Consider the following 15,639-nt stretch of genomic DNA (forward strand, 5'->3'; position numbering starts at 1 on the left):
AATTATTCTCCATTTCGCGCAATTGTCAGGCATTTTGTCGCGGATATTTCCACAGCCAGCGCCCGCTGACCATGCGCCAGTAGAACAGCGCCCCGCGTACGGCCCAGTCCAGGAACATCCCCAGCCAGACGCCCACCACGCCCCAGCCCAGCACCACGCCCAGCGTATAGCCCGCCACAACGCGACACCCCCACATGCCAAGCATGGACACCCACATGGCAAAACGGGCATCGCGCGCCCCTTTCAGCCCGGCAGGTAACACCCAGGATGCCGCCCAGATGGGCATAAAGGCGGCGTTGAGCCAGATAAGGATCTTCACCACCTCTTTCACGTCATCTTCGTGGGTATAGAACGCGGCCATCAGCCCGGCAAACGGCGCTGTGCCCCAGGCGATCAGCGTCAGCCCAATCGTCGACAGCCAGAACACATGGCGCAGCTGCCGCTCCGCCTGGCCTATCTGCCCTTTCCCGAGCCGTTTACCCGTGATGATGGTTGATGCCGACCCTAGGGCGTTACCCGGCAGGTTAATCAGCGAGGCGATGGAGAAGGCGATAAAGTTACCGGCGATAACGTCGGTGCCCATTCCGGCGACAAACATCTGCGTGAGCAGCTTCCCGCCGTTGAACAACACGGATTCAATGCTCGCGGGAATACCAATCCCCATCACTTCCCAGATAATGGCGAAATTAAAGGGCCGGAAATAGCTCTTAAGCGTAAGACGCAGCGAGGGGGTAATCCCCGTCATCAGCACCCCGATGATGGCCGCCGCACCGATATAGCGTGATATGGTTAATCCCAGCCCGGCCCCGACGAACCCCAGACCATCCCACGAGAACGCGCCGTAGATCAGCACGCTGCTGATGATGATATTCAGGATATTCATCCCACCGTTGATCAACAGCGGGATTTTGGTGTTACCTGCCCCGCGCAGCGCGCCGCTGCCAATCAACGCGATGGCCGCCGCCGGATAGCTTAAGACGGTCATTTCGAGATAGGTCAGCGCCAGTTCCTTCACCTCGTTCGTGGCTTCCCCGGCGACAAAATCGATAATCTCTTTACCGAAATAGTGGATCACCGCCGCCAGAACAATCGAAAAGAGGGTCATGATCATCAGCGACTGACGTGCAGCCTCGCGCGCGCGTTTGGGATCCAGCTTGCCGAGACTAAAGGCCACCACAACCGTCGTCCCGAGATCGATGGCGGCAAAGAATGACATCACCACCATGTTAAAGCTGTCTGCCAGCCCGACCCCCGCCATCGCCTCTTTCCCCAGCCAGCTTACCAGGAAGGTGCTCAGCACTCCCATCAGCAGAACGCAGGTATTTTCCAGGAAAATAGGCACGGCAAGAGGGGTGATTTCACGCCAGAACAGAACACGATAGCTTTTACGTTTTGCGTACCATGGCGTGCGCACGATCGCCTGGCGCAGAGGGGCAGTGACGTTCAAAATGGACCTTAGCGAGAATAGTTGAAACTCCATTTCAAATGATGGGGGAGAAATGCTAATCCTGCAAAGTATTTTCCTGAAAAAGATGTGTGTATTTACAACAAACTGACGACAGAATCGGCAATCAGTCGATTTTCCCTAAGATCAGGTTTGACAAAAGTTTTTTCGCCGCTAAGATAAGCCTCCACAACGATTCCTCTGTAGTTCAGTCGGTAGAACGGCGGACTGTTAATCCGTATGTCACTGGTTCGAGTCCAGTCAGAGGAGCCAAATTTAAAAAGCCTGCTTTGTAGCAGGCTTTTTGCTTTTCTGCGTCGGGTAGAATTGTCGGCTGGTGGCTGCGCCTGACCCGACCTACAAATCAGCGGACCGTTGATCGTCAAATAAAAAAGGCTCCCTGTCACCAGAGAGCCTTTTTCACAATTCGCTGCGATTATTCGCTTTTAGCTTCGGCGTTTTTGATTTCGCCCATCACTTTCAGCTTTTTAGAGATGTCGCGACGCTCTTTGGACAGCTCGGCATTTTTGATGATGTAATCATCAACGCGGTCTTCATAGTCGCTCTTCATGCTGGCGATGATGCCCTGAATAGCTTCAACGCTCATGCCCGGCTTGATGTAGTCGCTAAGGTTGTCGAGCAGCAGAACACGTTTCTGGTTGTCACGGATCTTCTTCTCAACGTCCTGGATTTCACGCTGCAGTTTGTTTTTGCGGCGGAACAGGCGGACGAATTCCAGAACATCCTGGAACGAAGGCTTGATAGTTTCCATTTTTACACCCCTGATAATGTGAGATTCGGATTCGTTAAAGCAACCGTTGTAACAATAACCTTACTGACAGCGGCTGCGAATGACAATGGCTATATCGTTTAAAGCTATCATAACCCCAATTGCTGCTGAATCGAAGCAGCAGGCGTCACATCCGCGTTTTATTTGCGCAGCGCCCGACAAATCAGGTGCGATAGCAGCTCAAGCTGTCGCGCTAGCTCCAGGCTCAGCCAGACATAGCCGTGAATGGGCGTTTCCGCCACGTTATCGCCCTGCCGCTCGTTGATTAACTGCTTCAGTTCCGCCACGATTTCATTGAGCCGCTCGCTGTTCGCCAGCACGGGCTGCGGGTTGCCTTCATAGAGCGCATGGGCGATGGTCAGCAGGGTCTGCTGCGTCATCATCTGCGTCTCTTTGAGGGTCTGGGCGTTAAGCATCAACAGATGGCTGGGACGCGTGGCCCAGTGCGCATTGATTTGCAGTTCAAGCATGCACACCAGATTGCGGCTGACCGTCTGGATAGCTTCGAAAATCGCTTTCTGAATATGGGTCTCTTTACTGGCTGGTACTATCAGGCCGCGCATTTTGACCACGTCGTTGAGGATGGTTTGCAGATGCTTTTCCAGCCGGGGACGCTCAACCAGATTCGGTGAAAACCCCGCCTGGTAAACGCGGTTAAACGCCGTGACGTAGTTAGCCATCTGGATACGCCAGTGCAGAAAAGCCCGCTGCGGCCAGATGCCGGTAAACAGCATGGCGAGCAGCGAGCCCAGAATAACATCCCCGCTTCGCCACATCGCCGTGGTCATATCCCCTGCTGGCGCGCCGACCACGACCGCGAGAGTGATACCAATCAGCAGCGCCTGATAAGGCCGTTTGCCCAGCGCCAGCCAGCCGCACAGGAACATGGCGGCACCGCACCATGCCAGCATCACTGGAAATGAGATGAGCTCAAGCTTCAGGGCAATCAGCCCCAGAGCAGAGCCAAGCACGGTACCACCTATCCGCTCGAAGGCGCGCGGGACAACGTTTCCCCAAAATGAGATTGGCCCCATCACCACCACCAACGTGATCAGCGGCCACGTTCCTTCCGGTATATCCAGCAACCTGACCAGTACAAAGGTCAACACGAACGCCAGCGCGATGCGACACCCGTGCACCACGCGGTAATGTTTATATAAGCGAATTTCAAAAGGGGTTAATGATTTGTCGGGACGCACACCCGCTCTCCAGCAACACGGCAAATCACAATTGTACTGTGTTTTCAGCCGGGCGGATCGCTCCCGGCTGAAAAACCCTTCATTGAGCAGGCTTAAACCGTTTTGTGCTCTACCGCGATAAACATTTCAATATCCCAGTAGCCGTCCGCGTTGCCATCATTGAGATAGCGCTCAAAGCAGGGCTTAAGCGCCATCTGATATTTATTATCCTGCAGCAGGGAATTAAAGAACTGATACCACGGGGTTGCAAAGTCGTAGTTTTCCACGCGCGCCGTCGCCACGGCATAATCACCGGCCGCGATTTCCGTCATCATCACCCCTTCGCTGTTTTCCGGGATGACGAAATCATCCGGTACGGTAACGGCCGTATCGCAGCGCAGTTTTTCTGCCGGAACCTCATCGGGGTTATCGTAGTAGACCGCCACCCACTCCAGCGGCTCAATGTGACGCCCGTCTACCCACATGACCAGCTGTTCAAAACCCTGCTTGACCGTTTTTTCCCACGGCCCAACAAGATGAAAACCCGCAATCTTACGTTTCTGTTGCTGCTTGATGCTGTAGTCCATGCTGCCTCCGATTAGCACTGTATATTTATACACTATAAAGCAGGGTTTCTATTATCGGCAAACGAGGAGTGTTTATTATGTGAGCAGACTCGCAACCCTGCCAGTCTGCCCATCAGCGGTTAAAGCGTGTGGTGAAGATAATCGCTCAGGCGTGAGAATACGCCTCCCTTATCAACGGCTTCCAGAGTGACCAGAGGCCAGTGCGCCACGACCTTGTCGCGGTCATAGAGCTGGATCTCCCCGACCCGCTGATGCGCGGTAATCGGTGCTTCCAGCTCTTTTTTATCCAGCACGTATTTGGCTTTGATGTTCGGTACTTCCGCTTTCGGCAGGGCCAGCCAGAAGTCCTGGTCGGTGCCCAGTTTCACCTGTTCTTTATCGCCGTACCAGATACGCTCTGTTCCGACTTTTTTACCGTTATGCAGGATCTGCACCGTATCGAAATTCTGCTGCCCCCAGTGCAGCAGTTTGCGGGCCTGGTCCTCGCGCCCTTTCGGGCTGTCCGCGCCCATCACCACCGCAATCAAACGACGCTGACCGTCCACCGCGGAGGCAATAAGGTTAAAGCCTGCTCCTGAGGTATGCCCCGTTTTCAGGCCGTCCACGTTCATGGTTTTATCCCACAGCAGGCCGTTACGGTTTTGCTGGGTGATGCCGTTCCAGGTGAGACTCTTTTCGCTGTACATATGATAAAACTCTGGCTCACCGTGAATGATGGCCCGGGAGAGCACGGCCAGGTCATAGGCCGAGCTGTGCTGGCCCGGCGCGTCCAGACCGTGGACGGTTTCAAAGTGCGTATCACGCAGGTTCAGCTTCTGCACGTAGTCGTTCATCATCTTCACAAACTGCGGCTGCCCGCCCGCCACGTGATCGGCCAGCGCCACGCAGGCATCGTTGCCGGAATCGACAATCAGACCGCGGCTTAAGTCACGCACGGTGACGCGATCGCCCTCTTTCAGAAACATCAGCGACGAACCATCAAAAACCGGGTTGCCCTTTGCCCACGCGTCACGCCCTACGGTGACAATGTCATCCGGGGTAATGCGGTGGCTATCAATAGCCCGGTCGACCACATAGCCCGTCATCAGTTTGGTGAGGCTCGCCGGGTTACGTTGCTGATGTTCGTTGCCCGCCGTTAAAATTTGACCAGTCGTGTAATCCATCAGCACCCAGGAGCCAGCCTGGATGGCCGGAGGCTGCGGCGAAAAATCCAGTGGTTCGGCCGCAAAAGCAGATGAGACACTCGAAGCGAGTAAAGAAACAGCAATAAACAGACGGCGTTTCAACGGTATATCCTCAGGTCATTAAAAATCGATGACCTTTTTACGGGAGTTCTGATGTCGTTACCTGGCTTAATTGCAAAAAAATGTGACAGAACGCAGGTTTTACGCGGAAGCGGTCTCGCAAATTTGCGCCGCGGCGGCGCTTTTTATTCGGTCTGACCCGCACGATCGTTTACCATAGTGACGTCATTTTTTAACAGGATGGTATTACTGGTGTCTGACTCTGCCGCACGCCCGACTTTTTTATTCCACGATTACGCGCAGCAGCCACGAACCCCGCGCGATTAAAGCCATCTCTCTCATCACACTTTTATTTGGTACGCAATTTGGTACACAACCAATAATTTACCTCTAATGCTGATTTTGCTCCCTGCCCTATACTTTCAGTCTGACTGACTGGAGGTTTCTATGTGTGGACGTTTTGCACAAGCCCAAACCCGTGAAGAATATCTGGCTTACCTGGCCGACGAAGCAGATCGCGACATCGCATACGACCCGGAACCCATTGGCCGGTACAACTTCGCACCAGGTACCAAAGTTCTGCTGCTGAGCGAACGCGATGAGCAACTGCATCTCGATCCGGTCCTGTGGTCATACGCGCCAGGGTGGTGGGACAAAGCACCACTGATTAACGCGCGAGTCGAGACGGCGGCCACAAGTCGCATGTTCAAACCCCTCTGGCAGCATGGCCGTGCGATCTGTTTTGCGGATGGGTGGTTCGAATGGAAGAAGGAAGGCGACAAGAAACAGCCCTACTTCATTCACCGGGCCGACGACCAGCCAATATTTATGGCGGCAATCGGCAGCACTCCATTTGAGCGCGGCGATGAAGCGGAAGGATTCCTAATAGTGACGTCTGCAGCTGACAAAGGTCTGGTCGATATTCACGACCGCAGGCCGCTGGTTCTGTCACCTGAAGCGGCGCGCGAGTGGATGCGTCAGGATGTAGGAGGCAAAGAAGCTGAAGAGATAGCGGCCGACGGTGCCGTGCCAGCCGACAAGTTTATCTGGCACGCCGTGACGCGCGCCGTTGGCAATGTGAAGAACCAGGGGCCGGAGTTAATCGAGCCCGTCACCTGACAACAAGCAGATCTGAGTATCTCGTCGTATACCGTGGCGAAAGCATTTCCCGCTTCATCTGCCACTGCTGCTGCACGCCCTGGCCTGCAAAATAGAGCGTGCCTTTACCGCCTTTGGCATTGAGCTGGTCAAGTACCTGCATCAGCTGTGCGCTGTCTTCGCGCGGCGCGTTCTCGTCGAACAGGTTGAGCTGAGCAACCCCCTGACTGAAGAAGTCACCAAGCATGATCCCCGCTTTTTGGTACCGATGTCCATCCTTCCAGATTGCATCAAGGCACCTGGTGGCGGCGTTGATAATATCGCGGCTGTCCTGGGTAGGTGTCAGAAGCTTTACCGATGCGCTATTGCCGTAGTATCGCTCGTTCAGCGCAAACGGCGACGTCTTCACGAACACCGATATATAACGACAGTATTGATGCTCGCCGCGTAGCTTCTCTGCGCCGCGGGCGGCATAGCTGCAGATGGCCTGACGCATCTGCTCGTATTCTGTCACGCGTTCGCCGAATGACCGGCTGCAGACGATTTCCTGTTTCACCGGAGCGAACTCTTCCAGCTCAAGGCATGGCTCTCCGCGTAGCTCGCGCACCGTTCGCTCCAGCACGACATTGAAGTGTTTGCGGATTACGGCGATATGCGTGTCCGCCAGGTCAAGCACGGTCTTAATGCCCATCGCTTCAAGCTTCTTGCTGATGCGGCGTCCAACGCCCCACACCTCGTCTACTGGCAGCAATGCCATGAGCTTTCTCTGGCGATCGACGTTCGACAGGTCTACAACACCGCCGGTGGCCTTCCATGTTTTTGCGGCATGGTTGGCAAGCTTCGCCAGCGTTTTTGTCTGAGCTATTCCCACACCTACGGCCAGACCGGTATTCCTGCGCACTGCATCTTTCAGTTCATGGCCGAACTCCTCCAGCACGCGGCAGTTACGCACGCCAGTGAGGTCACAAAAAGCCTCATCGATGCTGTAAATTTCGACGCGAGGACTCATTTCCTCCAGCGTTGTCATCACCCTGTTGCTCATGTCAGCGTAGAGCTCGTAGTTTGAACTGAAGCAAACCACTCCCTGCTGACGGAAGTAATCCTTACATTTGAAGTACGGATCGCCCATTTTAATGCCGAGCTTCTTGGCTTCAGCAGAACGGGCTATTACGCAGCCGTCATTATTTGAGAGCACGACAACCGGCTTCCCCCGTAGATCCGGTCTGAATACTGTCTCGCAGCTCGCATAGAACGAGTTGACATCTACAAGCGCAAACATGTCATATCACCGGGTTTTCATCAGTGAATGCCGTGGCGCCATTTATGAAGAACGTGACGACTCCCATCACGACAACATCCTCCAGGATATCGCCCTCTATGCACTCTCCTTCTTCAGTTATGAGTGACTGGCCCATAACAACAGCAAACTGCAGACGACCTGATACGCAAAGCAAAACGCGCGCGCCATTACCCGGCAAATGGTCAGTCTGGAAGATAGCGTAACCACCTGTGGTTTCTACCAGGCGAGAGTTGCCGTTAACTTTACAGATCTCGTCAAGCCTGAATCGTGGTGTAGTAGAGTGCATTCTGGGCCCCCATCAAAAAATAACTGTATACGCATACAGTATTATTAATGTTGATAGGGAGGTCAACGTTCAAACCAAAGAGAATGATCGGATTCATCTTAACTGTTAAAATCACTCGCCTTTTAACAGACAAGAAAGTTGACGATGATTGCCAACATCCAGTACTTGCGGTTCCTTGCCGCCTTCCTCGTGATTTATGCTCACGCAAACCTTGCCGTTTATGGCATCACCCCACAGATAACAAACCTTGGTGGTGTTGGTGTTGACATATTTTTCATCATCAGCGGCTTTATAATGCCCTATATCATTTACGGCGGCCTCTATAAGGATGGCATGACGCCAAAATTAACGCCGCTGGGTTTCATAAAGCGCCGCATTACTCGCATATGGCCGTTGTACCTTGTGGCGACACTAGTGGTTGTGTTCATATCATGGCTGGTTGATTCTGGTGCCATATCCCAACCTACTGCAGATTTTGCATATATCTTCAACGGCTCGCGGCTAGACCTCGTGTGGATCATCAAAACGATGACGTTCATGAACTTTGATAAGCCGCCAATTCTTGGCATAGGCTGGACTTTGCAGTTTGAATTCCTGTTTTATTTCTTACTCGCCGGCCTGCTTGCGATTGGCATTAAAAAAGCCAACTCACTCGAGTTTTATTCAGTCTGCGCCCTGGTAATTTTCGGCGCAGGTAACGCCCTGGCTCACGGTGAAAGCAAAGTTCTGGTAACTCTGTCCAGCCAGATGTTTATCGAATTCATCCTCGGTATGTATCTTTACCGCATGTACTCAGCAGGATGCGTCCTGCCGAAGTGGCTGGCGTGGGTGGGAATTGCTTCTTTCTTCCCGTTTTTTGCTTTCGCTAACTCGGGTGTTTTTGCTTATAACGATTATTCCCGACTGCTGACATGGGGCATCCCGGCGTTCGTGATTGTCTGGTCGGCTCTGAGCCTTGAAGGGGTTATTCCTCACAACCGCACTTTCCTGCTGCTGGGCGACTCATCTTACAGCCTGTATCTGTCTCACGGTATCTCAGCGCCGGTATTTCTGTTTATCTGGACGCAACTTGGCCTCGATAAGACAGTGAGCATAGTTCCTTATGTTATCGTCTATTACATCTACTGCCAGGTTATCGCCCTTGCCTGCTATAAGTTTATTGAAAAGCCTGTTAATGGCTGGATAAAGAAAAAAGCATACGGAAAAGCTAAATGAAAAAATTAATTATTGCTTCACTATTGTCTGTGTCATTTTGTGCCGCAGCTGAAATACCAGCTGCACCTGATGACTACACGACGTGCACGGATGTAAAGTGCAGCAACTACATTGTGAATAAATTTAATATTCACCCTTCTTTCTTTGGTGGGAAATTCGTTTATTCGGATACTATTTACGCATCTGAGGATTTTAAACGCGAAAAACTGCTGTTCAGGCCTACCGGCCCGGTCATGATGTTCAATCAGACTACCGGTGAGCTCTATCATAACGGTACCGATTTCAGGGTATCAGGCGACAAAATAGCAATCCCTGATGGCTCTGCTATCCCGGTAGCTAAATCAGGATTTAAAAAGCCGCTGAAAGAAGATAAAAACTTTAACATCAACGTCACGACTGAATACCAGAAATATCAGATTTCGGCGTCTTACAAGAAGGCAGATCGCCTTTACCTGAAAATGAGTGGCGGGGTTACAGACTTACGTAATTACGTTAAAAGCCTGCAGGAAATGAAGGTGACGTATTACGGGGATAGCATTACTTTCGGTGCGAATGCCAGCGACATATACTCAGAACCGCACCAGCCACCATATGTCGGACTGGTGTCTGCTTACATGTCTATGATGAAGGGCGGCAAATATCATTACTACAACCCATCGGTGCCGGGATGGACCTCTAATAACGCCTACTACAGCACTGATGGAAGACTCACGAAGCTTGATTCTGATGTTTATATCATTTCTTTCGGTATGAACGATTCGAATGATTTGCCACCGAAAGAATACTATTTCAGCATCGATGCTTTGATAAAAAATATTAAAAGCAAAAATAAGCATGCGCGTATCGTACTGCTTTCTTCTACCCTTCCTAACCCGGAGTGGGTACTTCCTAAAAAAGAATATTTCCCTTTATACAGCGAAGAGTTGAAAAAGTTATCTCTCAAATATAATCATGTGACATTTGTAGATATAACAAACGTCTGGGTTCAGATGCTTCAGCGAAAAAACATTTACGCTATTACAGGTAATGGCGCTAACCACCCTGCAGACCTGGGTCACAGGGTGATCGCAGAAGCGCTGCTCACAGCCTTCCTTGGCGATGACTTCACTTAAACGACAATTTTCAGGAAATTTGACGCATCTTTATAGATGGTGCCCGCAGGGGCACCGGATATTTCAGCCAGTGTTTTAACATTTTTCAGAACCACCATTCCATCAGCTGATAATTCAATACTCTGCGCTCCGTTGTTCATGTTGATCTTCAAAGTTCCTACCGCGCTTCCCCCATTTGTGCTTGCCCACTCCAAAGAAGCGATATCTAATGAAGCGCCGCTGTTAGATGTTCCCTGTAGTTTGATCCTTGCTGTGCCAGTTTCACCAATCCTGAAAGCAGCATTAGTCCCATTGGGCATTACTATATCAAGAGGCTCTTTGGGGTAGGAAGTATGGATACCAACAAATGGTAAATCAGAAACCCCTCCTCCGGCTGGCGCAACAGTAATCCCTGGCACTACAGAGTTACTATACAGCGCTACAGATTTTGCGTTAGGGTTGGATGCCGGATTACCTGGGTTTATGCCTGAACCTATCGCAACAGAACCGCCATAAGCCTGGATGTCACGACCCACAGCAAAAGATCCGTCTCCCGCAGCGCGTGTGCTGTAACCTAACGCAGTAGCACCGATCCCATCACTGGCTACACCGCCCGGGTCAGACGTTAATCCTTCTCGCGCCTGCGTAAAATACCCAGCAGCAAATGATGCTCGTGAATTTGCCTCTACTTCCTCGCAAAAAGCCGCTGATTTAGATCCGAGTGCAATTACGTTTTTACCGTACGCAAATGAGCAATACCCCTCACCATTTGGAGATGTAATATCATCTGGGTTACCAGTTGCACTACCTGCACCGCCTGCTAAGGATGCCACTCCGTAAGTGACGCAGTCATGCCCGAGCGTCACGGTGTAAACAGCAAAAGACGCCCCATTTCGTCCAAATGAAATAGAATAGTCACCTATATTTGCAGGGTCACCCCAGGAGTTTTTAGAAGGCAATCCGCGCCAATAGTTTTTTTCGTCATCAAGCGGTTCGAGGTCCGACCCACCTACTCGTAACCAGCCCTTAATCTTATCAAACGCCCAGATAAGCCCCCTCGTTAAACTCGAACCGGAAGGAATTCCATAGTTAACTTTCTGCCCAATCAGCTTCATGCCGTCGTCTTGTGCCAGTTGCTTCCTGAGCACATCACTCACATCGACAGGCTGCCACTTTCCTTCCCCGACTCCGCCAGCAGTCGCTGGGGTAGAGCCCTCTGGTACAGTTTTTGGCAGGGTTTCGAGGTCATCCCATCGGTACCAGATGTTAGTGCTTTCATCCTGCAACAGATCGCCAGCGGACGTCACAGTGCCACCATCCTGGAAAGAGCCTGCAAAACTCCATCCGAGGTTATAAATTTGCTGCAGCACCAGCTGTTTAAGCCCTTCAATCGTGTAATGGGCATTACCAAAACGGTCAATGTATTGCTTGACAAATGAGGTGACGAATTCGTCAATTCTGCCAGCGTTAAATTTAAGGTCTCGAGGTGATTCGCTTGGTACTGCATCTTGCGTCGGTTGCGTAGCCATATTGATTCCATAAAAAAACCCGGCGCAGTGGCCGGGTTGAGGTGATCGGGATGGGTCTTATTGGTAAATCAGATCGCTGTACTCATCGAGGGTTAACGCGGTACTGCCCTTTCCATCTGGCTGTTTTGCAGTAATCGTCCATCTGCCTGCATCGAGTTCTTCTGATGTCGCGATGGCGTACCTAGATGGTGATTGAACATCTACCCCATCAAACAGGTTGAGCTCGATATTCGGGATAGCTGCCGTAAAGCCGAACGCAGTATCAGCACGCGGAGAAGCCGGGTATCGCGCCGTGGTGGCGCCGAACGAATCCGTGACCTGCACAAACATAGTTCCGGAGAAGTTGATTCGTTCACTCGTCTCGAAGTCATTCCCGGCCCGCGACACGATATAACCGGCCTGCTGGTTGGTGTCGTATGTGTCCGGCACCTGCACCATATCGCCAATGTTCACCCATTCTCCGTCTGCCATAGCGGTGATCTGCATGGTCATACGAGAGTAGATGAGTCTCTTGCATTCCCGAAGCGCTCGTTCGTCGGCCTGGAAGCGATTCCTGACGTACAGCATTTCGAACTTCTTCGCTTTTGCCGGCGATCCTTCAATGATTGAATTGCCGGATATCCGGTACCTGACAAAGTCCTGCTTATTGGTGTCCGGGTTGCGATACTGCACCTCTACCCCGTCATAGCCACCAGGTAGCGTCATGTCGTAGGAGAGCGAGTAACCATCAGGTTTGGTGTTCGAGCGGTTGAAAATCGTGGCCGCAGATGTCTTTTTGCTGTCCCGTGTGAATGACAGCACGCCGTTGTCGTCGTAAACCGAGACGCTGGCAGCGTCACAGATGGTCTCCATACGAGAACCGAGCGACACATCCTCATCGTCAAAGGTGTAATCGAAAAACCCCAGGCGTGGATCGATAGCGTCAATTTCAGCCTGTATCTGGTACAGGCCGTAGATATCAATGCTCGACTCCGGCTGCTGCCCGACGATCAGCCAGTTAAACAGCGCGATATCAGCAAACTTGCGCGATGGCCTGAGCGTGTAGTCGACCTGCTGCGTCGTCATGTTGTAGCTGATGACGTGGCGGGTGATTAACGCGTTGTACTTCCTGTCACGCCCGCTTGTGGCGTTCTCGGTAGCGCGCACCTTCACCATAACCAGTGAATCTTCCGCATGAATAACGTTCGTCCTGACGTTTACGGCATGAATCTCTTCTACCTGCAGTTTGCTCGCGTCGCTGCTGTTATCCGTCCTCTGGAAGGTAATAGCATAGCGCCCAAACCCGCCAGCCGGGGTGATTTTGTCGGTCCGGTTAAACGTCTCCGACATGTAGTCGTGCGGCGTCGTCTGACGGTAGGTGAACGTCTGTTCAGTTCCTGGGATCAGGTTGTTGTCATTGTCCACTTTCCAGATGTTGACCACCCAGTTCGTTTCGCTGTTCCCGCCGAGCCCGGACTGCGTATGCAGCCACAGCTGACTTGAGGGTATCGGCGAGAAGAACGGACCGACGATCAGCGCGGCGTTATCGTTCAAGATGAACTTGGTTGTGTTGATTGTTGCGTCTTGGATGGGAATAGACGGACCATTCAGGTTGTCGAACGTGAAAGTGTAATAGTAAACAGGGCTGACAACTGATCCATCGTTTGTCTCCGCAAAGCTGATGAGCCTACCGGAAAGCGTTACGTCTTCCGTGCGCGTTCCGCCGGTGATTGGGTACGTCACGTTGATTGTGAACGTGACCGGGTGCGGGAAGGTCAGGTCAGCGAAGTAGTCGAAGTCCGCCTGTTTAACGATTTTCATCGCTATCTGCCCGCCAGCATAAACGCCACTGATGACGGTGTTTGCTGTTGCCGTCTCGATCGGGAAATCGTCGCTTTCGTTCAGACCGGGCACTTCCTGCCCGTCAACGTCGTCGAACTGATAGCCCTCATTCACAACCGGAATGACATCACCTGGCTGGTAAATGGTATAACTGGCACCGGCCATAGAACCGAGATTCGATTCTGAGAAGCGCACAGACGTTACATCGTATTTCCCCAGACCGAATACCATCAGTTCAGTGATGTATTTCAGGTTGCTGATATATTCGAATAGCGACTCCTGAGCCAGATCCGGAAAGGAACGAACCTGGCCGAAATTGTCCGGCTTCGCCTCGCCATTGCGCGCTATGTTCGTCTGCCCTTTCAGGCTGTTGTTCGGAGAGGTTTTGCTGTTCCCGCTGGCGGCGTTGGTGTTTGGCTTCGGCATCAGCGAAGACAGCACCTTCTGGGTGAACTTTATCGGGTTGAAATGCTCAAGGGGGTTTAGCAGCGTACCGACAAGGCCGCCACTCTTCGGCTGGTCGAAAATGATTACCCGGTCGTCTTCCTGAAGTGCAAACTTCAGCTCATCATCAGGATGCAGCTCTTTGCCGTTAACGTTGATGCGGATATCGCGGTGAAAACTTTCCTGCTCCAGCCACTCCGAAAATACAGTGCCGCTTTTAACTACCGCCCGGTCCTTCGGCATCCCCGGAACGCGCTGAATCTCGATTACCGGCATAGGTGTAAAACTCCACTCTGGTGAATAGCTTCTGAATGGTCCTGATTGCGTCGAACCTGACGTGTCCATTTTCCCCACGGCTATGCAGCGCACGACCGTCGACAATCAATCCAACGTGCACTGGCTGGCTGCCAACCCAGGCGACGAAGATTCCGTCTTCGGTGAACTTGGTGCCGGGCTTCCAGAAAACGACATCAGCGCCATAGCACGTCATGAAGTCGCGCCCGGATTCGTAATCCGCGGACTGGTGGATCTCAATTCCCAGGACATGGCGGTAATAGAGCACCACCAGGCCCCAGCAGTCGGCAGCCTCAAAGCTGCAGGCGCGGTCACTCCAGGGGATGCCCTCTATACGTGATATAAACTCGTCTTTAAGCATTCTGGAGCCCCGGATATTCTTCGACGGTATACAGCCGCCCGACGTTGCGATTAAGCGGGTTTACGCGCGTCAGGCTGCACGTCACGTCCTTGTCGTCCATCGAGCAGTCGCTGACGTAGAGCGTCCACGACTTGATGGCCGTGGACATGTCAGCTGCATCAAATTGCTGGTACGTCGCCGAGATAGGCGTGATGCGCGAGTAGGCTTTCCACTGTTTGAGCTGTTGCTTGAAGTCCTGCGCCAGACGGCCAAATTTGACGGTGCTGTCGAGGATCGGCGTGTTGCTCTGCTGGCTTTCGGTTAACTCCATTCTGCATGGTGTGTAGACCTGACCGCCAAGCGTTTTGGGGAAAATCTGGTTATTAACGAGCCTGATATGGCCAAAGACCGGGCTGTAAAACGTAATCGTTTCGTACAGGATTCGGTTTGGCCTTCGGCTCTGGAATTCTCTGAGCGTCGGCATTATGGCACCTTCGGTAAGCTCTCCGGGTCGCGCCCGTCAGGATAGCCCGTGACAATGATGTCCAGCCAGGAGGCCCACGGTGGAGGCAGCTCAACGATAATGTCGTCAAACTCATCATCGGAGTTAACCAGCTCGCGCGCAACGACATCACCGTTCCACGTGAAAATTGACCCGGACTGTGACCATGACGGCCAGGAGAGAAAGTGTAATTCCTGCACCTCGACGCCGGTGTCTCCTGTCCCGGTGCCGAGCGGCATCGTGAACCATTTATTGCAGTTGTCGAGGTAGTTTGGGCTGCGTAACCACTGCATGAATGCCCGGTGCTGATCCTGTGTGAAGATCCACGTCAACGAGAAGGACGTCTTCAGGTCGTCGGTTAATTTCTGAAATACCGGCGCGCCGACCGTCGGCTGGTCGACGCGAAATCCGGTATCGGTGGTTGGCGATTTCCCTTTCTGGGCCAGCGGCAACCAGTCAGGGTACGGAATTGGCAT

General features: G+C 52.4%; 15 protein-coding genes and 1 tRNA gene. 4 read left to right on the forward strand and 12 right to left on the reverse strand.

The window, feature by feature from the left end; genetic code table 11:
* Positions 1 to 25: 25 nt before the first annotated feature.
* Entirely contained in the window at positions 26 to 1,480 is a 1,455-nt protein-coding gene (emmdR, locus tag IM313_RS04745) for a multidrug efflux MATE transporter EmmdR (RefSeq protein ID WP_120266864.1), read from the reverse strand.
* 161 nt (positions 1,481 to 1,641) lie between these two features.
* On the opposite strand from emmdR, the gene IM313_RS04750 reads away from it, so the two are divergent.
* Positions 1,642 to 1,717 (forward strand) — tRNA-Asn (locus tag IM313_RS04750).
* Between the two features lie 163 nt (positions 1,718 to 1,880).
* On the opposite strand, the gene IM313_RS04755 is transcribed toward IM313_RS04750, so the two are convergent.
* The 4 genes from IM313_RS04755 to dacD all read right to left on the reverse strand — a co-directional run bounded on the left by IM313_RS04755 (position 1,881) and on the right by dacD (position 5,285).
* A complete protein-coding gene (locus IM313_RS04755) occupies positions 1,881 to 2,216 on the reverse strand; it encodes a DUF496 family protein (protein WP_028013754.1) in 336 nt (111 codons plus the stop codon).
* A gap of 158 nt (positions 2,217 to 2,374) precedes the next feature.
* On the reverse strand, positions 2,375 to 3,433 hold the full coding sequence (locus tag IM313_RS04760; RefSeq protein WP_028013755.1) for an FUSC family protein: 1,059 nt from the start codon (positions 3,431 to 3,433) through the stop codon (positions 2,375 to 2,377).
* Between the two features lie 92 nt (positions 3,434 to 3,525).
* Positions 3,526 to 3,999 carry a DNA gyrase inhibitor SbmC gene (sbmC, locus tag IM313_RS04765; protein ID WP_028013756.1) on the reverse strand — a complete coding sequence of 158 codons (474 nt, stop codon included), beginning with the start codon at positions 3,997 to 3,999 and terminating at the stop codon, positions 3,526 to 3,528.
* 119 nt (positions 4,000 to 4,118) lie between these two features.
* On the reverse strand, positions 4,119 to 5,285 hold the full coding sequence (gene dacD, locus IM313_RS04770; protein ID WP_192971370.1) for a serine-type D-Ala-D-Ala carboxypeptidase DacD: 1,167 nt from the start codon (positions 5,283 to 5,285) through the stop codon (positions 4,119 to 4,121).
* A gap of 405 nt (positions 5,286 to 5,690) precedes the next feature.
* On the opposite strand from dacD, the gene IM313_RS04775 reads away from it, so the two are divergent.
* Entirely contained in the window at positions 5,691 to 6,362 is a 672-nt protein-coding gene (locus IM313_RS04775; protein WP_192971369.1) for an SOS response-associated peptidase, read from the forward strand.
* On the opposite strand, the gene IM313_RS04780 is transcribed toward IM313_RS04775, so the two are convergent.
* Positions 6,355 to 7,620 carry a Y-family DNA polymerase gene (locus tag IM313_RS04780; RefSeq protein ID WP_192971368.1) on the reverse strand — a complete coding sequence of 422 codons (1,266 nt, stop codon included), beginning with the start codon at positions 7,618 to 7,620 and terminating at the stop codon, positions 6,355 to 6,357. The two genes, IM313_RS04775 and IM313_RS04780, sit on opposite strands and share 8 nt — an antisense overlap.
* Position 7,621: 1 nt before the next feature.
* On the reverse strand, positions 7,622 to 7,927 hold the full coding sequence (locus IM313_RS04785) for a hypothetical protein (RefSeq protein ID WP_192971367.1): 306 nt from the start codon (positions 7,925 to 7,927) through the stop codon (positions 7,622 to 7,624).
* Positions 7,928 to 8,071: 144 nt separating this feature from the next.
* On the opposite strand from IM313_RS04785, the gene IM313_RS04790 reads away from it, so the two are divergent.
* Both IM313_RS04790 and IM313_RS04795 read left to right on the forward strand, forming a co-directional pair.
* On the forward strand, positions 8,072 to 9,142 hold the full coding sequence (locus IM313_RS04790) for an acyltransferase (protein ID WP_193034373.1): 1,071 nt from the start codon (positions 8,072 to 8,074) through the stop codon (positions 9,140 to 9,142).
* On the forward strand, positions 9,139 to 10,254 hold the full coding sequence (locus IM313_RS04795) for an SGNH/GDSL hydrolase family protein (RefSeq protein ID WP_192971365.1): 1,116 nt from the start codon (positions 9,139 to 9,141) through the stop codon (positions 10,252 to 10,254). The genes IM313_RS04790 and IM313_RS04795 overlap by 4 nt, the downstream gene beginning before the upstream one ends.
* Here the strand turns inward: IM313_RS04795 and IM313_RS04800 are convergent.
* The 5 genes from IM313_RS04800 to IM313_RS04820 are packed head-to-tail and all read right to left on the reverse strand — an operon-like array spanning position 10,251 to position 15,639.
* Positions 10,251 to 11,762 (reverse strand): hypothetical protein, encoded by a 1,512-nt coding sequence (locus tag IM313_RS04800; RefSeq protein WP_192971364.1) that lies wholly within the window; start codon positions 11,760 to 11,762, stop codon positions 10,251 to 10,253. The genes IM313_RS04795 and IM313_RS04800 overlap by 4 nt on opposite strands.
* A gap of 57 nt (positions 11,763 to 11,819) precedes the next feature.
* Positions 11,820 to 14,303: a host specificity factor TipJ family phage tail protein gene (locus IM313_RS04805; RefSeq protein ID WP_192971363.1), complete on the reverse strand. Its 2,484-nt coding sequence runs from the start codon at positions 14,301 to 14,303 to the stop codon at positions 11,820 to 11,822.
* Positions 14,245 to 14,682, reverse strand: coding sequence for an NlpC/P60 family protein (locus IM313_RS04810; protein ID WP_192971362.1), 438 nt, complete (start codon positions 14,680 to 14,682; stop codon positions 14,245 to 14,247). The genes IM313_RS04805 and IM313_RS04810 overlap by 59 nt, the downstream gene beginning before the upstream one ends.
* A complete protein-coding gene (locus tag IM313_RS04815; protein ID WP_192971361.1) occupies positions 14,675 to 15,145 on the reverse strand; it encodes a hypothetical protein in 471 nt (156 codons plus the stop codon). The genes IM313_RS04810 and IM313_RS04815 overlap by 8 nt, the downstream gene beginning before the upstream one ends.
* Positions 15,145 to 15,639 carry a hypothetical protein gene (locus IM313_RS04820; protein ID WP_192971360.1) on the reverse strand — a complete coding sequence of 165 codons (495 nt, stop codon included), beginning with the start codon at positions 15,637 to 15,639 and terminating at the stop codon, positions 15,145 to 15,147. The genes IM313_RS04815 and IM313_RS04820 overlap by 1 nt, the downstream gene beginning before the upstream one ends.

The sequence above is a fragment of the Enterobacter cloacae complex sp. P2B genome, from assembly GCF_014895985.1.
GTDB classification, from domain to species: domain Bacteria; phylum Pseudomonadota; class Gammaproteobacteria; order Enterobacterales; family Enterobacteriaceae; genus Enterobacter; species Enterobacter bugandensis.